This window comes from Sphingomonas sp. JUb134 (assembly GCF_004341505.2).
GTDB lineage: Bacteria > Pseudomonadota > Alphaproteobacteria > Sphingomonadales > Sphingomonadaceae > Sphingomonas.
Genome location: NZ_SLYP02000001.1, coordinates 828,175 through 850,169 on the forward strand (window position 1 = coordinate 828,175; position 21,995 = coordinate 850,169).

A 21,995-nucleotide genomic window follows, 5' to 3' on the forward strand; every position below is an offset into this window, starting at 1 on the left:
ACCGACACAGCAGTTCCCGGCAAGGAGACAGGCGATGGTGGAGAGCGTGGTGACGCGAAGAGGGTTGCTCCAGGCCGGGGGAGGCGTGGCTGCCGCCTCGCTGGTCGCCGCCGCAGGTCCGGCGACCACGCTTGTCCAGGGGAGCGGCGGCGCACGGCTGGCGGGACAGCCGCTGCCGGGCGGGGCGAAGCTGCCCGCGACTCCTCCGGCGCGCAAGGCCGCCGACAGCGTCGGCTTCGCGATCGTGGGGCTGGGCGGCTATGCGCTCAACCAGATGATGCCGCGCTTTCCGCAAGCGAAGCGGGCGCATGTCGCGGCGATCGTTTCGGGCAATCCGGAGAAGCTGCGCCAGGTGGGCGACGCCTATGGCGTGCCCGCCGACGCGCGCTATTCCTATGACGACTTCGCCAGGGTCGCGGCCGACAAGCGGATCGAGGCGGTCTATGTCGTGCTGCCGACCGGCCTGCATGCCGAATGGGTGATCCGCGCCTTTGCCGCGGGCAAGCATGTGCTGTGCGAAAAGCCGATGGCGCTTTCGAGCGCGGAGTGCGAGCGGATGATCGCGGCGGGTAAGCGCGCCAACCGCAAGCTGATGATCGCCTATCGATCGCATTTCGAGCCGTACAACGTCGAGGCGATGCGGCTGATGCGGCAAAAGGCGGTGGGCACCATCCGGCTGCTGCGCACCGAACAATCCTATCGCATGGGACCGACGAGCCCGGCCGAGAACTGGCGGGCGAGCCGGGCGCTGGCGGGCGGCGGGCCGCTGGAGGACTACGGCATCTATGGCCTGCAGTCGGCGCTCTACCTGACCGGCGAGATGCCGGAGAGCATCAGCGCCACGACCTTCCGCCCCTCAGGCGACCCGCGCTTCGCGGAGATCCTGGCGCATGTGTCGTCGCAATGGCGCTTCCCGTCGGGGGCGGTCGCGCAGCTGGTGACGTCCTATGACTCGGCCGGCATCAACTTCGCCGAGGTGCGCGGCACCGAGGGCGTGCTGAAGATGGACCCGGCGACCAGCTATTCGGGCCAGAAGATGTGGACCGAGGGGCGCGGGGGACGCGAGTTCTCCCCTGGCGACCCGGAGGTGCAGTTTGCGGGGCAGCTCGACCATTTCACCGATGCCATCCGCACCGGCTCGCCGATCCGGACGCCGGGGGAAATGGGGCTGCGCGATCTTCGCCTGATGGAGGCGATCTACGCATCGGCCGAGCGCGGCCAGACGGTGAAGCTGGCGCCCGACGGACGCATGCGGGGCTGATCGGCCGTCCGGGCCGCCGGGTGCTGCCGGCGGCCCGGGGTCCGCGCCCGGATCAACTGGTGGACCGTGCCGGGGGCAGCCGGTCCAGCTCGGCATCGAGGACGGGCCGGTCCTCGCCCGCTGCGAGCGCGAGGTGGCGGCTGGTGTCGCCGACCCGTGCGGCGACGTCGCGCGCAATCGCGTCGCGATTGGTGCTGCACCAGCCTGGGCGGCTGCCGCTCGCCACGTCGTTGCGGACGAAGCTGCGCGAGAAGGAGGCGTCCTGCCCGCGCGTGGCGGCGCGATCGACCGAGAGGTGCGCGGTCCAGGCGCAGCGTAGTGTCGAAGGACGCCCGCCCGGGGCGACCGTGCCCAGCTGGCGGTGCTCGACCTGGACCGTGCCGCGATAGTCGGCCTGCACCGGGCCGGAGGGGTGCTGGACGGTGACCTGATGCGCGCCCGCCGGGGTGGCGGTGGCGGCGGCGAGGAGCATCGCTCCGATTGCTAGAGACATGATGAGACTTCCGGATCGTCTGAATGGGGCCGGGGGCGGGCGCTGGCTGCTGCCATCGCCCGCGGGCCGCCGGCGGGGGTGGATGCGGCGGGCCCGATCAGGCGGGCTGCGGCCGGCGGCTCATGGCGTGCAGCCGATCCTTCACACGCAGGCGCAGCCGCTTCAGCCGCAGCAGGTTCAGCGTGTCGGGGGTGCGCCGCTTCGTTTCGGCGCGGATCTGCTCGTCGAGCCGCTGGTGCAGCTGGGTGAGTCTGTAGACGAAGGTGTTCAAAGCCTCTCTCCAATCCGAGATTGAAAGATCGGATGATCGGCGATGAAAGGGGGCAGGAAGCCAGGCCAACATCGAGATCACCCGATGCGGTCCGACATCACGTTCCTCTGAAAAGGAGGAGCGCCAGAGGGGCCCGGCCCGCACTCTCAAGCTAGGGTGCGGTGCGCCTCCGTCAAGGCACTTGCGTGTAACAAAGTGGGTCTGGTTGACAAAGCCGGCCGGCGGGATCACCCTTCGTCCATGTCCGCACAGGCGACATATCAGCGCTTCCGCGACCACGCCGGCCAACTCGCCGCGCGCGCGTAGCCGGGTTCGGCGGCGTGCCGCCCGGGCCCGGGACTTATTCGATCCGATCTTCGGGCCGCGCCCTGCGCGCCCGGTTCTCGAGTAAGCGGAACCCCTGTCATGACCGAAGCAGTTTCGATGACCCCGGCGCGCCGTCCGGTGCCGGATGCGTCGCAGATCCACGCCGAGCCCGCGCCGCGCGAGCTGGTGATGCGGCCGGAGCATTTCTTTTCCAACACCTTCCACCTGGAGATGGAGGGCACCGACGCCGGCCGCGAGGAGGCGCTCGCCTCGTTCCGCGCCGCCCCGACGCGCGACGAACCGGGCGCGCTGAGCCTGGTGCTGATGATCCTGCTGATCGGGGTGCCGGCGCTCGTGGCGCTGGCGCTGTTCTCGGCAGCATAGCCCCGCGCCTCCCGCCGGTCGGGCGGGAGGCGGCCGGTGGCCGCCAGGCGTTGACCTCGTGCGAGGAGCGCCCGTGCCGACCGGGCTGAAGGCGCTGCTGCTGGTGGTCGCAAGCGCGCTCTGCTGGCTCGGTGCGTGCCGGCTGGCAGGGGTGCGCGAGCCATGGGACGCTGAAGCCTATTGGCGGCTGTGGGTGCCCGCGTCGCTTGCGCTGTCGGCGGTCGCCGGATGGTTCTGGCGGAAGCCGGGGTGGCCGGCCGGCGTGCTGATCACCTTTGGCCAGCTGCCGGTGCTGTGGATCGGAAACGGGGAGAGCGGCGGGCTCTGGGTCGCCGGGATGCTGATCCTGGGGGTGCTGGCGCTGCCGGCGGCGGCGGTTTCGGCGCTAGCGGCTCGGCTTAGGCGCGGAACGCCGCGCTAGGGCGATCCTGCTTGCGTCGAGCGGGGTTTGCGATCAGCTTTGCGGAGAAGGCGTTCCTGCGCCGAGGCACGGAACGTCGCGCTTTGAGGGAGGCGGCCGAATGCACGTCAGCATCGCAAAGGCAGGTGAGTCCGCGAACCGGGGAGGGGTGCAGTGATCGCGCCCGTGATCGCCGCGCTGCTGCTGGGGCAGACCCAGGTTCCGCAGGAAAGCGCGCCGTCGCTCGCCTCGGCATCCCCGAACCTCGCCGGCGAGACCGCACGCCCGGCGCGTGCGCGGACGGCGGCGGACCCGGCCTCGCTGGCGGAGATGCAGGCGTTCGGGCGCTGTGCGGCGCGACGCGCGCCCGCCAAGGCGGCGGCGCTGCTGCAGATGGACTATACGACGCCGCAATATCAGCAGGCGCTCCGGAAGCTCGCCTTGTCCAACGCCAGCTGCTCGCCCGGAAAACAGGGCCGGTTCGCCGGGGTGCTGTTCGCGGGCGCGGTCGCGGAGGAGTTGCTGTCGCATGCCGGCAACCTGCCGGAGGCGCTTGCCTATGACCCGGCCAAGACGGCGGTGAAAACGCTGGGCGAGACCGACCGGACGGCCAACTGCGTCGCGCGCACCGCCTCCCGCGAGGTCGCGGCGCTGTTCGCGACGCCGGTTGCGAGCGAGGCGGAACGCGCGGCGATCCGCACCCTCACGCCGGTGGTGGAGACGTGCATGGCGAAAGGGCAGACGGCGCGCTTCAACTATCCGGGTCTGCGGGCGATCCTGGCCACCGCCTCCTATCGCATCGTCGAGGCGGGCCGGGCCTCGGCAGCCGCAGGCTAGCCCGAGAGGGCGGACGGCGGCGTCGCTCCTAGCTTGCGCGGTTCAGCCAGTGGCGGTGGACGAACCAGCCGGTGATGCCGGCAGCGAGCAGAACGCAGACGCCGATCACGCCGGCAAAGGCCCAGGGTTCGTGGGCGAAGGGGATCCCCTCGACGTTCATGCCGAGCAGGCCCGTCAGGAAGGTCAGCGGCAGGAACACCATCGCGACGATCGCGATCTGGAGCGAGCGCTGGTCGATCTGTTCGGCGCGCAGATCGGTGAGCGTCTCGTGGATCAGCGCGGCGCGCTCGCGGATCGCCTCCAGCTCCTCCGCCATGCGCGCGGCCTGGTCGGCGGCGGCGGCGATGTGGAGGCGGTCGTCGGCACCGAGCCAGTCGCCGGGCAGCGCCGAGAGCTTTTCGAGCGCGGCGCGCTGCGGGCTGAGGAAGCGGCGATAGCCGATCGCCTGGATGCGGGCGCGGCTGACGATGCGGCGCAGCTCGAACACACGGTCGGCGCTCAGTTCCCCCTCGCAGTCGTCGAGCGTGTCGCCGAGGTCGGCGACGAGCGGGTCGAGCTCGCCCGTGATCTCCTCGGCAAAGGCGACGATCAGGTCGCCCGGATCGGCGACCTGGGCCTGTTCGACCTCTTCGCGGACCGCGGGCATCGCGGTTAGGCGGTGGCGGGTGACCGAAAACACGCGGCCCGCGGCGGCATAGAGGCGCACCGAGGCGAGCGGATCGGAGGTGGCGAGATCGTCGGGCGAAAGGCCGCGCAGGTTGACGAAGGCGCCGTTCTCGATCGCGGTGCAGCGCGGGCGCGTCTCGACCGCGACCAGCGGGTCGACGACCCAGGCGGGGAGGCCGGCGACGCCCTCCAGCCAGGGGCGCAGCGCCGGCTCCTCGCCATGGAGGTGGATCCACACCAGCGCGCCGTCCGCGGTGACGGCATCCTCCAGGGAGATGGTGCGGGCCGTGCCGTCCTTCACCTGCATCGCAAAGCCGTTCAACGCAGCATCTCCAGCAGGATCGTGAGGCCCGGGGCGTCGGGCGGGGGGGTGTCGCCGGCGATGCGATCGGCATCGGCGCGGGCGCGGTCGAGGATGGCGGCAGGCACGTCAGGGGCGTGGACCAGCCGGTCGGCGCGGGCGAGCAGGCGGGCTTCGCGCAGGGTGAGGTCGTCGGGGTCGGGCGAGCGCAGGGTGATGCGGACGTGTTCGGACGGCGGGGCCTCGGCGGTGTCGAGCCAGCGGGCGACGGCGTCATCATCCTGTGCCGTCAGCGGGTCGAGCGCACCGCCTGCGGAGAGCGCCGTGCCGAGCGCGCGGCGGCGGGCATCGCCGTCGGGAAAGCGCTGGCGCAGGGCGGTGCGGGCGGCGTGGAGCTGTTCGGCGAGGCGGCCGAGACCGGCGGGGAGCAGCGTCTCGAGCCGTTGGCGGACGGCGGCGGCGAGGCCGGCCGAGATGCCGCCGGTGGCGACCGCGACCAGCAGCGGATCGCGGTCGACGATCGCGGGCAAGGTGAAGTCGCAGAACTCCGGCCGGTCGACCGCGTTGACCAGGATGCCGCGGGCGCGAAGCGCGGCGATGGCGGCGTGGGCTTGCGTCTCGTCGGCGAGGGCGACGACGGCGAGGCGGGCGTCGGGGTGATCCCCGACCACCTCCGCCCCGGCGCGTTCGAGCAGGCGGCGCTTGGCATCGGCGGCGGGGCCGGTGCCCTTCAGGATCACCGGCCTGCCGGCAAGCCGCAGCAGCACCGGCAGCCCGATCATGTCAGGCGAGCCAGTCCGGCAGCACGTCGGCCTCGACCATCGACCGGATCGACGGGCGCTCGCGGACCACGGCGAAGCGATCGCCCGAGACCAGCACCTCGGGGGTGAGGGCGCGCGAGTTGTAGGTGCTCGACATGGACGCGGCATAGGCGCCGGCGGTGCGGAAGGCGACGAGGTCGCCGGCCGCGACATGGTCCATGGTGCGGCCGGTGGCGAAGGTGTCGCCAGTCTCGCACACGGGGCCGACGACGTTGACGGTCTCGCGCTGGCCGGTGGGCGCCACCGCCTCGATCGCGTGATAGGCGTCGTAGAGGCTGGGGCGCAGCAGGTCGTTCATGGCCGCGTCGACGATCACGAACGGCGCGTTGGCGCCCTGCTTCACGCGGATCACGCGCGACACCAGCACGCCCGCGTTGGCGACGATGAGCCGGCCGGGCTCGAAGATCAGGCGCGCGTCCCAGCCGGCGGTGGCGCGGCGGACCATTGCGCCATAGGCGGCGGGGGAGGGCGGCGCGGGCTTGGCGGGATCGTAGGGGACGCCGAGGCCGCCGCCGAGATCGGCGGTCGTGATGGTGTGGCCGGCCGCGCGCAGCTCGGCGATGAGCGCGCCGACGCGGCCGAAGGCTGCCTCCAGCGGGCCGAGGTCGGTGAGCTGGCTGCCGATGTGGACGGCGACGCCGCGCACCTCCAGGCCCGGCAGCGCCGCGACATGGGCGAAGGCGTCGAGCGCGCGATCATAGGGGATGCCGAACTTGTTGTCGGCGCCGCCGGTCGAGATTTTCGAATGCGTGCCGGCGAGCACGTCCGGATTGACGCGGATCGCGACCGGCGCGGTGACGCCGCGTGCGGTCGCGACGGCGGAGAGCATGTCGAGTTCCGGTTCGGACTCGACGTTGAACTGGCCGATGCCGGCGTCGAGCGCCTGCGCCATTTCCTCTGCGGTCTTGCCGACGCCGGAGAAGACGATGTCCTGCGGCCGCACGCCGGCATGGAGCGCGCGTGCGAGCTCGCCGCCGGAGACGACGTCGGCGCCAAGCCCGGCGCGGGCGAGGGTCGCGAGCACCGCGCCATTGGGATTGGCCTTGACCGCGAAGGCGATCAGCGGGTTGTCGATGCCGGCAAGCGCTTCGCGGAACACGGCGACATGGCGGGCGAGGGTCGCGGTCGAATAGACGTAGACGGGCGTGCCGACCGCATCGGCGATCGCCGCCAGCGGCACGTCCTCGGCATGAAGCGCGCCGTCGCGCAGCTGGAAATTGTCCATGGGTTCAGGGGCTCAGTTGCGGGGCGGGATATCGAACGGATCGTCCTGGCGTTCCGTCGATTCGCGCAGCAGCTCGTCGCTGCGGGTGGGGCGCTGCTGCGTCGTGGGCGTCAGCAGGTCGCCGGGCGTGGGGGTCGCGGTCGCGCCATAGGGCGGCGGCGGCAGCGCCTCGCCCTCGGCCGGCCGCAGGTCGCGGCGCGCGCCGCAGCCGGCGAGCGTGAGGGCGACGGCGGCGAGCAGCAGCGGGCGACGGGTCATGCGGCTTCCTCTGCACGGGCGGCGCGGGCGGCGGCGACGGCGGCGCGCACGCGATCCGGCGCGGTGCCGCCGAAGCTGGTGCGGCTGCGCACCGAGGCATCCACGGTCAGCACGGTGTAGACGCTGTCGGTGATACGCGGGTCGATCGCCTGAAGATCGGCGAGCGGCAGCGCGTCGAGCGCGACGCCGCGTTCCTCGGCGAGCTTCACGGTGCGACCGGTGACGTGGTGTGCCTCGCGGAACGGCAGCCCCGCCTCGCGCACCAGCCAGTCGGCGAGGTCGGTGGCGGTCGGGAAGCCCGCCTCCAGCGCCGCGCGCATGCGCTGCGGGCGGAAGGTCGCGCTTTCGACCATGCCGGTCATCGCCGCGATCGACAGGGCCAGCAGGTCGGTCGCCTCGAACACGGGCGGCTTGTCGTCCTGCATGTCCTTCGAATAGGCGAGCGGCAGGCCCTTCATCGTCACCATCAGCGCGGTCATGTGCCCAAGGATGCGTCCCGAATGGCCGCGCACCAGCTCGGCCGCATCCGGGTTGCGCTTTTGCGGCATGATCGAGGAGCCGGTCGACCAAGCGTCCGACAGGGAGACGAAGCCGAACGGCTGCGACGCCCAGAGGACGAATTCCTCGGCCATGCGCGACAGGTGCAGCGCGGCTTGAACCGCGGCGGTGAGATATTCGATCGCAAAGTCGCGGTCGGACACCGAGTCGAGCGAGTTGTCGGTGGGCCCATCGAAGCCGAGCGCGCGGGCGGTCGCCTCGCGATCGATCGGAAAGCCGGTGCCGGCCAGTGCCGCGGCGCCGAGCGGGCAGCGGTTGAGGCGGGCGCGGGCATCGGCGAAGCGGCCGCGGTCGCGGGCCACCATCGCGTTGTAGGCCATCAAGTGGTGGCCGAGCGTCACCGGCTGGGCGACCTGGAGATGGGTAAAGCCGGGCATCACCGTTTCGGCATGCTCGTCGGCGCGCGCGATCAGCGCGTCCTGGAGCTGGCCCAGCGCGGCATCGACCGAGTCGATCGCGTCGCGCACCCACAGGCGGAAGTCGGTCGCGACCTGATCGTTGCGCGAGCGCGCGGTGTGCAGGCGGCCGGCGGCCGGGCCGATCGCCTCGGCCAGCCGCGCCTCGGTCTGCATGTGGATGTCCTCGAGCGCGAGGTCCTCGGCGACGCCCTCGCGCGCATAATGCTCGGCGACGCCGTCGAGGCCGGTGCGGATCGCGGCGGCGTCCTCCGCCGTCAGGATGCCCTGCGCGGCCAGCATCGCGGCATGGGCCTGCGATCCGGCAATGTCCTGCTGCCACATTCGCTTGTCGAACGGGATGGAGGCATTTATCTCCCGCATCACAGCCGAGGGACCCTCGGCGAAGCGCCCGCCCCACATCGAATTGGAGCCTGCCTTGCGCTCGGTAATCGCGCTTCTCCTTGCCACAACGCTGCTGCTAACCGGGGCTTGCGATAGGCGACCCCAGCCTACCGGGCAAGACGAAGCGGGCACGGTTCCCGAGGTCGCTGCGACCGGCGGCGGCGAGGTGCCGGCAAAGGCGGGTGCGGCCGATCGCAGCCACAAGGGCGAGGCGGCGCCCGACGTGCAGTTCGAGCGGCCGGACGGCACCCCGACGAGCCTTGCGGCGTTCCGAGGCAAGCCGGTGCTGGTGAACTTGTGGGCGACCTGGTGCGCGCCGTGCATCCAGGAGATGCCGACGCTCGATACGCTCGCGGGCGAGGGGAAGCTCAAGGTCGTGGCGGTGAGCCAGGACCTGGAGGGCGGCAAGGCGGCGGCGCCGTTCCTGGCCAAGCACGGCTGGAAGAACCTGGCCGCCTATGCCGATCCCAAGCTGGGGCTGTCGACGGGGCTGAACGCGAACCTGCCGACGACGATCCTGTACGATGCCGCGGGCAAGGAGCTGTGGCGGGTGCAGGGCGCGATGGAGTGGACCGGCGCCGAGGCGCGGACGTTGCTGGGCGAAGCGGGGGCCTGAGCGGGCGCCGCGCGGCGGCGGTTTCTTGTCGTGTCCCCTCCGCGGGCGGGGATTCAGGGCGACGCAGCGTAACCGCCGGCAGCGTGCGGAACCCTGGGCTCCTGCCTGCGCAGGAGCACGGTGGTGCGGGAGGGCCGTGGGGCTTGGTCCCCATGAATCTTGCGGGCCGGGAAGCTGCTGGTTGCGCGGTGGCATCGCGCCGCTACCCTTTGCTCCTGCTGGCGCCGAGGCGCGTCCTCGAAGCAGGAGATACGGTTTGTCGCGGATCCGGTTCTTGCCCCTTCTCCTTGCGCTCGGCTTCGCTGGCGCGGCCTGCGGTCAGAGCGGCGGGACCGACAAACCGCCTGCGGAGGTCGTCCTCCCGAAGAACGAGCGGGCGGGCGTATGGCAGCCTCCTGCCGGCGGGGTTCAGATGCCGCTCTGGCCCGCGAGCACGCCTCTGGCCAAGCCGGACTCGGGCGATCGGCCCGAGGGGACCGGCAACGGAACGGGGCTTGTAGGAGGGCGTAAATGGCATTGGGCGAGCTATGTCACCCGGCCGACCATGACCCTCTATCGCCCGAAAGGTCGCAACAACGGGACCGCCATGCTGGTCCTGCCCGGGGGCGGATTCCACGTCGTCGCGACCGATCTGGAAGGTACCGAGATCTGCGACTGGGTGGTGCAGCAGGGAATGACCTGTGCCGTGCTGAAATACCGGGTGCCGCAAGCGTGGCCGAGGGAGAACGGGAAGCAGCAGCGGCCCAAGGTGCTGTTGGGCCTGGAGGACGCGCAGCGCGCGATGGGACTGCTGCGGCAGCGCGCATCGTCCTACGGGATCGATCCGCACAGGATCGGCGTGATCGGCTTTTCCGCGGGTGCCTATCTGGCGGCGAACATGAGCAACACCGAAGCGCGCACCTATCCGCTTGCGGACGCCGCGGACCAGCAATCGCCCCGGCCCGATTTCGCGATCATCGCCTATACGGCACGGATGCTGGACGACAGCAAGGGCAGGAACAGTCTCGAGCTCAAGCCTTGGGTGACCATCAGTCCCAAGGCACCGCCGACGCTGATCCTCCATGCGATGAACGATCCCATGGACCCGATCCGGCAGCCTTTGGCCTATGCCCTGGCGCTCAATGATGCAGGCGTGCCGGTGGACATGCGGATCTATGCCAAGGGAGGCCATGCCTTCGGCATGCGACCGACGGCCGATCCGATCTCCCGGGAATGGCCCGGACAGGTCAGGCAGTGGCTGCACAACCTCGGCATGCTGTGACGTCCGAGGCGGTATGCGTCGCGTGCCGCCCGGATGGGTAGTCCCCGATCCGGCCTAGGCCGGACCGGGGATCGGATCACTCCGCCGCCACCATTTCCTCCGATGCCTCGGCCGGGCTGTCGGAGAGCGGCTGCGCAAGCCGCGTGAGCATTTCCTTGGGCACCACCTGCCAGAACCGCGTGCGGCTGCGCTCCCAGTCTTCGAGGATCTCGCCGGACCAGCGGCTGTCGGTGGCGCGGTGGTGCTGTTCGACCAGGTCGCGCAGCACGCCTTCCCAATGCGCCGAGTCGAGGCGCTGCCAGACGATGCTTTCCGGGTTGGCGTGGCGGGGGAAGCGGTCCTCGGCGTCGTAGACGAAGGCCATGCCGCCGGTCATGCCCGCGCCGAAGTTCGTGCCGGTGTCGCCCAGCACCACCGCGACGCCGCCGGTCATGTATTCGCAGCCGTTCGCGCCGCAGCCCTCGACCACGACGGTCGCGCCCGAGTTGCGGACCGCGAAGCGCTCGCCCGCCTGGCCGGCGGCGAACAGCCGGCCCGAGGTCGCGCCATAGAGCACAGTGTTGCCGACGATGGTGTTGTGCTGGCTGACGAGCCTGGAGCTCACCATCGGGCGCACGACGATGACGCCGCCCGACAGCCCCTTTCCGACATAGTCGTTGGCGTCGCCGAACACTTCCAGCGTAATGCCCTTGCACAGGAAGGCGCCGAGCGACTGGCCGGCGGTGCCGCGCAGGCGGATGGTGACGTGGCCGTCGGCGAGCTTGGACATGCCGAAGGTGCGGGTGATCTCGCTGGAGAGGCGCGTGCCGACCGCGCGGTGCGTGTTGCGCACCGAATAGGTCAGCTGCATCTTTTCGCCGCGCGAGAAGACGGCGGCCGCGTCCTTGATCATCTGCGCGTCGAGGCTGTCGGGCACCTCGTTGCGGAAGGTGTTGAGCGAGAAGCGACGCTCGGCATCGGTCGCGTCGACCTTGGCGAGCACGGGGTTCAGGTCGAGGTCGTCGAGATGCTCGGCACCGCGGCTGACCTGGCGGAGCAGCTCGGTGCGGCCGATCACTTCGTCCAGGCTGGAGACGCCGAGGCGGGCCAGGATCTCGCGCACTTCCTCGGCGATGAAGGTCATCAGGTTGATGACCTTCTCGGGCGAGCCGGTGAACTTGGCGCGCAGCTTTTCGTCCTGCACGCACACGCCGACCGGGCAGGTGTTCGAATGGCACTGGCGCACCATGATGCAGCCCATCGCCACCAGGCTCAGCGTGCCGATGCCGAACTCCTCGGCCCCCAGGATCGCGGCGATGACGATGTCGCGCCCGGTCTTGAGCCCGCCGTCGGTGCGCAGCGTGACGCGGCCGCGCAAGCCGTTGAGGGTGAGCGTCTGGTTGACCTCCGACAGGCCCATTTCCCAGGGCGTGCCGGCGTATTTGATCGAGGTCTGGGGCGAAGCGCCGGTGCCGCCGACATGGCCGGAGACCAGGATGACGTCGGCATGCGCCTTGGCGACCCCGGCCGCGACCGTGCCGATGCCGGCCGAGGAGACCAGCTTCACGCAGACGCGGGCGCGCGGGTTGATCTGCTTGCAGTCGTAGATGAGCTGCGCGAGATCCTCGATCGAGTAGATGTCGTGGTGCGGCGGCGGCGAGATCAGCGTGACGCCGGGCGTCGCGTGGCGCAGCTTGGCGATGAACTCGGTCACCTTGAAGCCCGGCAGCTGGCCACCCTCGCCGGGCTTGGCGCCCTGGGCCACCTTGATCTCGATCTCGTCGCAGGCGTTGAGATATTCCGCGGTGACGCCGAAGCGGCCCGACGCGATCTGCTTGATCGTCGAGTTGGCGTTGTCGCCGTTCTCGTAGGGCTGGTAGCGCGCCTTGTCCTCGCCGCCCTCGCCCGACACCGCCTTGGCACCGATGCGGTTCATCGCGATCGCCAGCGTCTCGTGCGCCTCGGGCGAGAGCGCGCCCAGCGACATGCCGGGGGTGACGAAGCGCTTGCGGATCTCGGTGATCGCCTCGACCTTCTCGATCGCGATCCCCTCGTCGGGATAGTTGAACTCGAGCAGGTCGCGCAGATAGACCGGCGGCAGATCGCGTACCCCGCGCGAGAACTGCATGTAGGTCGAGAAGCTGTCGCGGGCGACGGCCGACTGCAACAGGTGCATGAGCTGCGCCGAATAGGCGTGGGTTTCGCCGCCGTCGCGCTGGCGGTAGAAGCCGCCGATCGGGAGCGTGGCGACGCCGCGGTCGAACGCCGCCTGATGCTTGAGCATCGCGCTATAGTGGAGCGAGTGATAGCCCTCGCCCGAGATCTTCGCCGGCATGCCGGGGAAGAGGTCGTTGACCAGCGCCCGGCTGAGGCCGACCGCTTCGAAGTTGTAGCCGCCGCGATAGCTGGAGATGACGGCGATGCCCATCTTCGACAGGATCTTGAGCAGGCCCTCGTTGACCGCATGGCGATGCTGGCCGAGGCACTGGTCGAGGGTCATGTCGCCGAACAGGCCACGGGCGTGGCGATCGGCGATCGCGGCCTCGGACAGATAGGCGTTCACCGTGGTCGCGCCGACGCCGACCAGTACCGCATAATAATGCGTGTCGAGGCATTCGGCGGTGCGGACGTTGACCGACGCATAGGCGCGCAGGCCGCGACGCACGAGGTGGGTGTGGACGGCGGCGGCCGCGAGGACGCCCGGGATCGCCACCCGGTCCGGCCCGACGTTCTCGTCGGTCAGGAACAGCTCGCTGCGGCCTTCGCGCACGGCCTGTTCGGCCTCCTGACGGATGCGCTGGATGGCGGCGCGCAGAACCTCGTGGTCGTCGCCGGCCTCGAACGTGCAGTCGATCTCGGCCGACTGGGCACCGAAATAGCGCTTGAGCCGCAGCCAGTCCTCGCTGGTGAGGACGGGGCTGTCGAGCACCAGCACCGCATTGGGGCGGCCGCGCGTGTCGAGGATGTTGGAGAAATTGCCGAAGCGGGTGCGCAGCGACATGACATGCCGTTCGCGCAAGGGGTCGATCGGCGGGTTGGTCACCTGGCTGAAGTTCTGGCGGAAGAACTGGCTGACGAGGCGGGGTTTGTCCGAGATGACGGCGAGCGGCGTGTCGTCGCCCATCGAGCCGATCGCTTCCTTGCCCCCCTCGACCATCGGCGAGAGAATCAGCTCCATGTCCTCCAGCGTCTGGCCGGCGGCGACCTGACGGCGCGCGAGCTCGGCGCGGTCGTAGCGCGGCAGCTGCTCGCCGGCTACGGGTGCGAGATCGTCGATGGTCAGGAAGTTCTGGATCATGGACGCGTAGTCGGCCTCGGCCGCGAGCTGGTCCTTGATCGTGCGATCGTCGAAGACGCGGCCTTCGTGCAGGTCGACGGCGATCATCTGGCCGGGACCCAGGCGACCCTTGGCGAGCACCGTCGCCTCCGGCACCACGACCATGCCGGCTTCGGAGCCGACGATCAGCAAGCCGTCGTTCGTCTGGGTGTAGCGCAAGGGGCGCAGCGCATTGCGGTCCATGCCGGCGACCGCCCAGCGGCCGTCGGTCATCGCCAGTGCCGCCGGGCCGTCCCACGGCTCCATCACCGAAGCGAGATATTCGTACATCGCCAGGTGGCCGGCGGGCAGGTCTTCGTTCTCCTGCCAGGCTTCCGGCACCAGCATCAGCTTCGCGGTGGGCGCGTCGCGGCCGGAGCGGCAGATCGCTTCGAACACGGCGTCGAGCGCGGCGGTGTCGGAGGCGCCGGCGGGGATCACCGGCTTGATGTCCTCAGAACGCTCGCCGAACGCCAGGCTCGCCATCTTGATCTCGTGGCTGAGCATCCAGTTCTTGTTGCCGCGGATCGTGTTCACCTCGCCATTGTGGGCGAGGCAGCGGAACGGCTGGGCCAGCCACCATTGCGGGAAGGTGTTGGTGGAATAGCGCTGGTGGAAGATCGCGACGCGGCTCTCGAACCGGTCGTCCTTCAGGTCCGGGTAGAAGTCCGAGAGGGACTCCGCGAGGAACAGCCCCTTGTAGATGATCGACCGGCACGACAGCGAGCAGATGTAGAAGCCGCTGATCTGCGCTGCGATCACGCGCTTCTCGATCCGGCGGCGGACGAGATAGAGGTTCTTTTCGAACTCGGCCGCGTCCACGTCGTCGGGCAGCGGCCCGGCGATCATGATCTGCTCGATTTCCGGACGGGTGGCCTGCGCCTTCAGGCCGATCACCGACACGTCGACCGGCACCTGGCGCCATCCGTAGATGGTGTAGCCGGCGTCGATGATCTCGCTCTCGACGATGGTGCGGCAGGTCTCCTGGGCGCCGAGGTCCGTGCGCGGCAGGAAGATCATGCCGACCGCGAGCCGGTTCGGGCGCATGCGGTGGCCGGCGAGCGACACCGCATCCTCGAAGAAGCGGGTGGGGAGATCGACGTGCAACCCCGCGCCGTCCCCGGTCTTGCCGTCGGCATCGACCGCGCCGCGGTGCCACACCGCGCGCAGGGCATCGATCGCCGACTGGACGACGCGGCGCGAGCTGGTGCCATCGGTGGCGGCGACCAGGCCGACGCCGCACGCGTCGCTCTCGAATTCGGGGCGGTACATGCCTTCGCGAGCGAGGCGGAGGCGTTCGGATTCGAGGGTGGGCATCAGTCGGCGCTTTCGGGCTTGGGCGGCGGGGGCAGGTGGGCGGTGGCGGCTTCCACCTTTTTCATGATCTGCGGCATCGCCCGCATCAGCAGCGGGGTCGTCTTGGACATTTCGCGCAGCATGTCGGGATCGGCGAACAGCGACAGGAAATTGTCGGCAAAGGCCTTGCCCGAGGGGGTGGCGAAGAAGGCGTTCATGTCGGCGAGCTGGGCCACGGTGAAGCGGCGCGCGAAGGCGGATGCGAGGCCAGCGCGGACCTGCGGCTCCACTTGCGTCATGATCGGCGCCAGTTCGTCGCCCATGACCTTCGTCATGATCCGCATGCGCTCGTCGAAGGCAGGGTCCTTGGCGCGGGCGGCGTCCAGGATGCTGCCGGGCGCGCTGCCGCCGGCATCCTCCGCGGAGATTCCGCCCATGCTGGTCAGCATCGCCTCCATCATGCGCGGATATTGCTCGCGCATCATCCGCGCATAGACGCCCTGCGGCACGAGCAGCGCCACGGTGCGCTCGGCGGCGGCGCGGCGCGCGGGATCGACTGCGGTCGACCCGGTCGCGGGCGGCGCTGCGGTCTGCGCGCTCGCGACCGGGGCCGCGAGCACCGCCGCTGCCAGGCAGAGCGCACGCATCATGCCGCGACCATCGTCGCCTGGCGCTCCGGCACGGGGGCGGCGCCGGCCTTTGCGGCCTTGGCCTTTTCCCGCAGGTAGCGGTGCATGTGTTCGGAGACGTCGCGCCCGTCGCGGATCGCCCAGACGACCAGGCTCGCGCCACGGACGATGTCGCCGGCGGCGAACACGCCGTCCAGGCTGGTCATCATCGACTTGCCGTCGACGCGCAGCGTGCCCCAGCGGGTGACGCCCAGATCGGGCGTGCCGAACAGGGTGGGCAGGTCCTCCGCATCGAAGCCGAGCGCCTTGATGACGAGATCGGCCTCCAGCACGAACTCGCTGCCGGGATCGACTTCCGGCGCGCGGCGGCCGGTAGCGTCGGGGGCGCCGAGGCGCATGGCGCTTGCGCGGACGGCCGTGACCTTGCCCTCGCCCTCGAACGCGGCGGGGGCGGAGAGCCAGACGAACTCGGCGCCTTCCTCCTCGGCATTGGCGACTTCGCGCTGCGAGCCGGGCATGTTGGCGCGGTCGCGACGGTAGAGGCACTTCACCGAGGTCGCGCCCTGACGAATGGCGGTGCGGACGCAGTCCATCGCGGTATCGCCGCCGCCGATCACGACGACCTTCTTGCCCTCCGCATTGAGCGCGCCGCCGTCGAAGGCGGGCACCGCGTCGCCGAAGCTCTTGCGGTTGGAGGCGGTGAGATAGTCGAGCGCATCGACCACGCCGTCGGTGGCGACGCCCGGCGCCTTGATGGCGCGCGGCTTGTAGACGCCGGTTGCGACCAGCAGCGCGTCGTGGCGCTGGCGCAGTTGCTCCATGGTGGCGTCGCGCCCGACCTCGAAGCCCTCGTGGAAGACGATGCCGGCGTCCTTCAGCCGCTGCACGCGGCGGGTGACGACGTGCTTCTCGAGCTTGAAGCCGGGGATGCCATAGGTCAGCAGGCCGCCGGCGCGATCGTGCCGGTCGTAGACATGCACCTCATAGCCCGCGGTGCGCAGCCAGTCGGCGGCCGACAGTCCCGCCGGGCCCGCGCCGATGATGCCGACGGACTGGCCGCGCTCCGGGCCGACGGCGACGGGCTCGACCCAACCCTCGTCCCACGCCTTGTCGGTGATGAACTTCTCCACCGAACCGATGGTGACGGCGCCGTGGCCGGAGAATTCGATGACGCAATTGCCCTCGCACAGCCGGTCCTGCGGGCAGATACGGCCGCAGATCTCGGGCATGGTCGAGGTGGCGTTGGAGAGCTCGTACGCCTCGCGCAGCCGGCCTTCCGCCGTCAGGCGCAGCCAGTCGGGGATGTGGTTGTGAAGCGGGCAGTGGACCGAGCAATAGGGCACGCCGCATTGCGAGCAGCGGCCGGCCTGCGCCTCGGCCGTGGGCGTCGCATAGCGGTCTGCGATCTCGCGGAAGTCTTCCGCGCGCAACTCCGGCTCCCGCTTGGCCGGATAGGCCTGGGGGCGCGCAACGAACTTGAGCATCTGGTCAGCAGCCATGACTTCCTCCGGCGTGTGCGAAAAGCACAGCCGGAGGCCCAAGTCACGCAATATTCTGTCGTTAGGTCAGCATTGCTGACCTTGTTCTTCGCAGAAGCTGCCGGAGTTGCGAAGCACTCGCATCTTCAGCGAAGAAGATGTGGCCGATCCGGACCTACAGCTGCGACAGCCAGACGATGGCGACGCCGCCGGCGACGATTCGATACCAGGCGAAGGGGGTGAATCCGTGGCGGGTGACGATGCCCAGGAACCAGCGGATCACCAGCAGCGCGACGACGAAGGAGACGACAAAGCCGATCGCGATCGCGAGCCAGCCGTCGCTGCCGATGTCGGCCGCGTTCTTGTAGAGATCATAGGCGGAGGCCGCGAGCATGGTGGGCACGGCGAGGAAGAAGCTGAACTCCGCCGCGGTCTTGCGATCGACGCCCAGGCCCAGCGCGCCCATGATGGTGGCGCCCGAGCGGCTGACGCCCGGGATCATCGCCAGGCACTGGATGAGGCCGATGCCGAGCGCGACCTTCCAGCTGATCTGTTCGACGTCCGTGGTGCGGGGCGTCTTCACCAGCCGTTCGATCACCAGGATGGCGATGCCGCCGACGACCAGCGCGACCGCGACCGTCATCGGGCTCTCCAGCATCGCCTTGACCATCTTGTAGACGATCAGGCCGATGACGGCGGAGGGCAGGAAGGCGAGGGCGACGTTGCGGGTGAAGGCGATGGCACGGGGGTCGCGCCGGCCGAGCCCCACGAACACGTCCCAGAAGCGCCGCCAGTAGAGGACGATCACCGACAGGATCGCGCCCAGCTGGATCACGATCTCGAACGTGCCCGATGCCTCGCCCTTGAAGCCCAGCAGGGCCCCGGCCAGGATCAGGTGGCCGGTCGAGGAGACGGGCAGGAACTCGGTGACCCCCTCGACGATGCCGAGGAGGATGATGGTCAGGAGATCGGTCATTGAGTGTCCCGTCCGTGGCCCTCAGGCCGTGTGCGCGTGGCGCGAGAAACGGCCGTAGCGGCGGAACTGGACCAGCCACTGCGGCGCGACCGATTCGAACGGGGTCGGGGTGACGCCGAGCTCCGCGAGCCCTTCCGCGCCCGGCGACACCAGATTGTCGTGGCCGAGCATGCGCAGCTGGTCGCGGGTGATCGGCGTGCCCGGAAGCGCCGCGACCAGCCCGGCGGTGCCGGTGCCGAGCTCGACGGTGCGGATCTTGCGATCGAGCAGCGATGCGATCTGCCGGATCAGCTCCGCCATCGACAGCACGTCCGGGCCGCCGAGTTCGAAGGTGCGGCCGCCGAAGCGCTCCGGATCCTCGAGCGCTGCGACCGCGGCGGCGGCGACATCGACCACATAGACCGGCTGAAAGCGCGTCTTGGGCGCGATCACCGGCACCACCGGCAGCTTCTCGACCATGCGGGCGAAGCGGTTGGCGAACTGGTCCTCGCGGCCGAAGATCAGCGACGGGCGCAGGATGGTGGCGTTGGGGAAATGCTGGCGCACCGCGGCCTCGCCCTCGGCCTTGGAGCGGGCATAGGGGGTCTCGCCCTGCGCATCGGCACCGATCGCCGAGAAGTGGACCAGCGCCTCGACCCCGGCGGCGCGAGCCGCCTCCGCGACGGCGGCGGCGCCCTTGACCTGGACGGCGTCGGCGTCGCTGCCGAGCGTGCCGGCGAGGTTCACCACCGCGTCGGCGCCCATCATCGCCCGGGCGATGGTGTCGGGGCGGCGGACGTCGGCCGCGATGAACTGGGTCTGGCCCAGCGCGCTCTGGGTGCGCAGGAAATAGGCCTGGCGCGGATCGCGTTGCGCGATGCGCACCCGCGCGCCGCGGCGCAGCAGGGCCTGTGCGACATAGCGGCCGACGAACCCGCCGCCGCCGATCAGCGTGATCACCTTGTTCTTCATCGTGCTTGCCTTGGTCCGCCCAGGTTTTTTCGCAAGCCCAGCCCATGCCGCGCCCAGCCCCGAAGGGCAAGGGAGCGCGGACCTTGGCAAAAAAACGCAGCGCCCGGGAAAAACTCGTAACGGGGCTGTTGACACCCCCGGCAGGGACCCGTAGAGGCGCCGGCCTACCCCGTGCCCAGATGGCGGAATTGGTAGACGCACCAGCTTCAGGTGCTGGCGATCGCAAGGTCGTGGAGGTTCGAGTCCTCTTCTGGGCACCATTTGTTCTTCCGAGGGCATCCGAGAACGTCCAAAAAACGGCAGATTTCTGCCGTTTTTTGTGTTATGACCGTCCGGTCAAATCCGGGCTGTTCCGGCACCAATCGGGAACAAAGTTGGTATTCTTGATGGTATCGGTGGCCCCTGATGGACAGGGACGATACCATCATGGGAAAGCTTTTCGCCACGACCGTCGCCAACGCCAAACCGAGGGACCGCGACTACAAGCTGTCCGACGGCGAAGGCCTCTACCTTCTCGTCAAGGCGAACGGCCGCAAGCTGTGGCGACTCAATTATCGCCATCTCGACAAGCAGCGGACGCTTTCCTTCGGCGCATGGCCCGAGGTCAGTCTCGTCGATGCGCGCGGACAGCGCGACGACGCGCGGCGGATGATTGCCGCCGGCCGGGACCCGTCGCATGAAGCCAAGCTCGCCGCCGCCCGGGAGAAGCTGTCCGAGGAGAACAGCTTCAAGCTGGTCGCCGAGGAATGGATCGCCAAGAACGAACGCGAGGGGATGGCGGAGGTCACGCTGAGCAAGGTCCGCTGGCTGCTCGCCAAGGCCTACCCCAAGCTCGGCAACCGCCCGGTCGCGAAGATCACCGCACTGGAAGTGCTCGCCGTGCTCCGTTCGATCGAGGCCACCGGCCGCTACGAAAGTGCGCGCCGGATGCGCGGCGTGCTGAGCCGGATCTTCCGCTACGCGATTGCCACGACGCGCGCCGAGCACGACCCGGCGCGCGACCTTCGCGGCGCGCTTACCGTTCCCAAGGTGAAGCATCTCGCGGCGATCACCACCGAAAGGGGCGCGGGCGAGCTGATGCGGGCGATCGAAGGCTATAGCGGCCACGCGATCACGCTCTATGCGCTGAGGCTCTCCGCCCACCTGTTCGTCAGGCCCGGCGAGTTGCGGCAGGCCGAATGGAGCGAGTTCGACTTCGAGCGCGCGGTCTGGGCGATCCCGGCGGAAAAGATGAAGATGCGCCGGCCGCACCGGGTTCCGCTCTCGACCCAGGTGGTCGGTCTGTTCGAGGAGCTGTACGAACTTACCGGCACCTGGCGCTACTGCTTCCCGTCCTTCCGCTCGCCGCGCCGTCCGATGTCGGAGAACACGGTGAACGCGGCGCTTCGCGTGCTCGGCTTCAAGCAGGACGAAATGACGGCGCACGGCTTCCGCGCGATGGCGGCGACGCTCCTGAACGAATCGGGCCTGTTCAACCCCGACGCGATCGAACGCCAGCTCGCGCACATGGAAAACAATGGCGTGCGCCGGGCCTATACCCGCGGCGAATATTGGGATGAGCGGGTGCGGATGATGCAGCACTGGTCCGATCACCTCGACCATCTCCGGGACGGCGCAAAGGTCCTGAAGCCGAACTTCGGCGCGCGGCGCACCTAGCTCGACCCTTCACTCTCCGGGGTAGGTCCACAAGGTCACCTCGGCGATCGATTCCAGGATCGAGCCGGGATCGCTGCCGAGCCGGTCATGTTCGTCGACCTTCCGCTCCGCCCAGGCGAGCCAGTCTGTGGTTTCGATACCGGCGACCGGCGGCGAACCGGGCGGCAGCCGCTCCCGCAAGGCCGCCAGGAACGCTCGGGCGAGTTCGGCCTCGCGCCAGGCGGACGCCAGTTCGAGCAGGCGCCGGAAACGTGCGGCGTCGAGCCTGCGGGTATTCTCGCGCTCGCGCCGTTCGCGAGCGGCGATCTCGCTCCGGCGGCGTTCTTCCTCCCGTTCCCTGCGAAGCTGTTCGAGCGCCGGGAACGCCGCCATGATCCCGGCGACGATATCGTCGAGCTGCTGTTCGAGGGTTGCGCGCTTTGAATCTTCCCATTCGGTGCGCGTTCCCCGCGGAAGCCAGGTCTTGATCTCGAAGACGAGCGCGTCGGTTTCGTAGAGTTCATAAACCCACTGCGCGTCCGCTCCGCGCCAGCGCAGTTCGTCCGCCGTAGGCTGGCGCTGTCCACGCTTGAGCCGATATCGCAGCTGAAACGTAAGTTGCTCGCCGGCGCGCACCATCAGCAATTCGCGGCGATCGCCTTTTTTGACCTGCACGCCCTGCTTCTCGACCGCCTTGAAGATCGCGTCGGCAAGACGGAGCCGCCGGCGGTCGGCCGGAGTCAGCGGCATCGGCATGACAAGACGCTTCAGACGGGTGTCGTAAACCTTGTCCTTCTTGCGGACTTGCTGTTCGCGAGTGGCAATCCATTCGGCGACCAGCGGGTGTGGACGAACAAGCCGCTCGGCAACCTGCAGCTTCGGCGCAACCGCCGCTGATCTTGGTGGCGCGGTTTCCTTTTTACTGGCGGTTGGTGGCTTTGAAGGAATGGAGACCGTTTCAGACACCCCCGCCGGCGGGGCCAGGAGCGGATGCACCCGCACGGCTTTGCCGAGTTCCAATCGGGTCCAATGGCCCTGATCCGGGCGCCGAACATGATGCGCATCGCAGATCTGGGCGAGGCGCGCGCCCGCAATGCCGAATTGCGCGGCGACCCTTTTGAGCGGCGCAGCCCATACGAGTTCATAGAGTTCGGCGCGTGTGAGGGAAACCTGCGGCAATAGAATCGCACCGATGTCTTGGGGCTACGACGTAGTTGACGACCGAGGAACGAGAGACCCTGGCGAAAAGTAGGAAAGCGGTGGATCGGAAATGCGCA

General features: G+C 69.5%; 20 protein-coding genes and 1 tRNA gene. 8 read left to right on the forward strand and 13 right to left on the reverse strand.

The annotated features are described in order from the left end of the window. The first annotated feature begins 34 nt into the window (after positions 1 to 34). On the forward strand, positions 35 to 1,261 hold the full coding sequence (locus tag EDF69_RS03850) for a Gfo/Idh/MocA family protein (protein ID WP_132883981.1): 1,227 nt from the start codon (positions 35 to 37) through the stop codon (positions 1,259 to 1,261). Positions 1,262 to 1,313: 52 nt separating this feature from the next. Here the strand turns inward: EDF69_RS03850 and EDF69_RS03855 are convergent, their stop codons facing one another. Both EDF69_RS03855 and EDF69_RS03860 read right to left on the reverse strand, forming a co-directional pair. Then, positions 1,314 to 1,754: a hypothetical protein gene (locus EDF69_RS03855; RefSeq protein WP_132883982.1), complete on the reverse strand. Its 441-nt coding sequence runs from the start codon at positions 1,752 to 1,754 to the stop codon at positions 1,314 to 1,316. Between the two features lie 97 nt (positions 1,755 to 1,851). Continuing rightward, positions 1,852 to 2,025, reverse strand: a complete 174-nt coding sequence (locus EDF69_RS03860; RefSeq protein ID WP_125961282.1) for a DUF465 domain-containing protein — start codon at positions 2,023 to 2,025, stop codon at positions 1,852 to 1,854. Positions 2,026 to 2,430: 405 nt separating this feature from the next. Here EDF69_RS03860 and EDF69_RS03865 point away from each other — a divergent pair, with 405 nt between their 5' ends. The 3 genes from EDF69_RS03865 (at position 2,431) to EDF69_RS03875 (ending at position 3,952) form a co-directional block, all read left to right on the forward strand. Next, complete coding sequence (locus EDF69_RS03865; RefSeq protein ID WP_132883983.1) at positions 2,431 to 2,715, forward strand: hypothetical protein; 285 nt, start codon at positions 2,431 to 2,433, stop codon at positions 2,713 to 2,715. 73 nt (positions 2,716 to 2,788) lie between these two features. After that, positions 2,789 to 3,136 carry a hypothetical protein gene (locus EDF69_RS03870; protein ID WP_132883984.1) on the forward strand — a complete coding sequence of 116 codons (348 nt, stop codon included), beginning with the start codon at positions 2,789 to 2,791 and terminating at the stop codon, positions 3,134 to 3,136. 153 nt (positions 3,137 to 3,289) lie between these two features. Further along, a complete protein-coding gene (locus EDF69_RS03875; protein ID WP_132883985.1) occupies positions 3,290 to 3,952 on the forward strand; it encodes a hypothetical protein in 663 nt (220 codons plus the stop codon). A 28-nt stretch (positions 3,953 to 3,980) separates the two neighbouring features. Here EDF69_RS03875 and EDF69_RS03880 read toward each other — a convergent pair whose 3' ends face one another. The 5 genes from EDF69_RS03880 to argH are packed head-to-tail and all read right to left on the reverse strand — an operon-like array spanning position 3,981 to position 8,599. After that, a complete protein-coding gene (locus tag EDF69_RS03880; RefSeq protein ID WP_132883986.1) occupies positions 3,981 to 4,940 on the reverse strand; it encodes a CorA family divalent cation transporter in 960 nt (319 codons plus the stop codon). Further along, positions 4,937 to 5,701 (reverse strand): precorrin-2 dehydrogenase/sirohydrochlorin ferrochelatase family protein, encoded by a 765-nt coding sequence (locus EDF69_RS03885; RefSeq protein ID WP_132883987.1) that lies wholly within the window; start codon positions 5,699 to 5,701, stop codon positions 4,937 to 4,939. Before EDF69_RS03885 ends, EDF69_RS03880 begins: the two co-directional genes overlap by 4 nt. A 1-nt stretch (position 5,702) precedes the next feature. Beyond that, a complete protein-coding gene (gene lysA / locus EDF69_RS03890; RefSeq protein WP_132883988.1) occupies positions 5,703 to 6,965 on the reverse strand; it encodes a diaminopimelate decarboxylase in 1,263 nt (420 codons plus the stop codon). A gap of 12 nt (positions 6,966 to 6,977) precedes the next feature. Next, positions 6,978 to 7,223, reverse strand: a complete 246-nt coding sequence (locus EDF69_RS03895) for a hypothetical protein (RefSeq protein ID WP_132883989.1) — start codon at positions 7,221 to 7,223, stop codon at positions 6,978 to 6,980. Next, positions 7,220 to 8,599: an argininosuccinate lyase gene (argH, locus tag EDF69_RS03900; protein WP_132883990.1), complete on the reverse strand. Its 1,380-nt coding sequence runs from the start codon at positions 8,597 to 8,599 to the stop codon at positions 7,220 to 7,222. The genes EDF69_RS03895 and argH overlap by 4 nt, the downstream gene beginning before the upstream one ends. A 148-nt stretch (positions 8,600 to 8,747) precedes the next feature. Here argH and EDF69_RS03905 point away from each other — a divergent pair, with 148 nt between their 5' ends. Further along, the gene (locus EDF69_RS03905) at positions 8,748 to 9,197 is read left to right on the forward strand and encodes a TlpA family protein disulfide reductase (RefSeq protein WP_339537985.1); all 450 of its coding nucleotides are present in this window, start codon (positions 8,748 to 8,750) and stop codon (positions 9,195 to 9,197) included. A 274-nt stretch (positions 9,198 to 9,471) separates the two neighbouring features. Then, on the forward strand, positions 9,472 to 10,458 hold the full coding sequence (locus EDF69_RS03910; protein WP_239555278.1) for an alpha/beta hydrolase: 987 nt from the start codon (positions 9,472 to 9,474) through the stop codon (positions 10,456 to 10,458). Between the two features lie 76 nt (positions 10,459 to 10,534). Here EDF69_RS03910 and gltB read toward each other — a convergent pair whose 3' ends face one another. The 5 genes from gltB to EDF69_RS03935 all read right to left on the reverse strand — a co-directional run bounded on the left by gltB (position 10,535) and on the right by EDF69_RS03935 (position 19,083). Next, the gene (gene gltB, locus EDF69_RS03915) at positions 10,535 to 15,070 is read right to left on the reverse strand and encodes a glutamate synthase large subunit (protein WP_132883993.1); all 4,536 of its coding nucleotides are present in this window, start codon (positions 15,068 to 15,070) and stop codon (positions 10,535 to 10,537) included. Next, entirely contained in the window at positions 15,070 to 15,696 is a 627-nt protein-coding gene (locus EDF69_RS03920; RefSeq protein WP_204991307.1) for a DUF2059 domain-containing protein, read from the reverse strand. The genes gltB and EDF69_RS03920 overlap by 1 nt, the downstream gene beginning before the upstream one ends. After that, positions 15,696 to 17,177: an NAD(P)-dependent oxidoreductase gene (locus EDF69_RS03925; RefSeq protein ID WP_132883995.1), complete on the reverse strand. Its 1,482-nt coding sequence runs from the start codon at positions 17,175 to 17,177 to the stop codon at positions 15,696 to 15,698. The genes EDF69_RS03920 and EDF69_RS03925 overlap by 1 nt, the downstream gene beginning before the upstream one ends. A gap of 154 nt (positions 17,178 to 17,331) precedes the next feature. Beyond that, a complete protein-coding gene (locus tag EDF69_RS03930) occupies positions 17,332 to 18,132 on the reverse strand; it encodes an undecaprenyl-diphosphate phosphatase (RefSeq protein WP_132883996.1) in 801 nt (266 codons plus the stop codon). Between the two features lie 21 nt (positions 18,133 to 18,153). Then, positions 18,154 to 19,083: a complex I NDUFA9 subunit family protein gene (locus EDF69_RS03935; protein WP_132883997.1), complete on the reverse strand. Its 930-nt coding sequence runs from the start codon at positions 19,081 to 19,083 to the stop codon at positions 18,154 to 18,156. 173 nt (positions 19,084 to 19,256) lie between these two features. Between EDF69_RS03935 and EDF69_RS03940 the strand changes: the two genes are divergently transcribed. Next, a tRNA-Leu gene (locus tag EDF69_RS03940) sits at positions 19,257 to 19,343 on the forward strand. Between the two features lie 166 nt (positions 19,344 to 19,509). Continuing rightward, a complete protein-coding gene (locus EDF69_RS03945; protein ID WP_132883998.1) occupies positions 19,510 to 20,739 on the forward strand; it encodes a tyrosine-type recombinase/integrase in 1,230 nt (409 codons plus the stop codon). A gap of 9 nt (positions 20,740 to 20,748) precedes the next feature. On the opposite strand, the gene EDF69_RS03950 is transcribed toward EDF69_RS03945, so the two are convergent. After that, positions 20,749 to 21,897, reverse strand: coding sequence for a hypothetical protein (locus EDF69_RS03950; RefSeq protein ID WP_132883999.1), 1,149 nt, complete (start codon positions 21,895 to 21,897; stop codon positions 20,749 to 20,751). Positions 21,898 to 21,995: the final 98 nt, after the last annotated feature.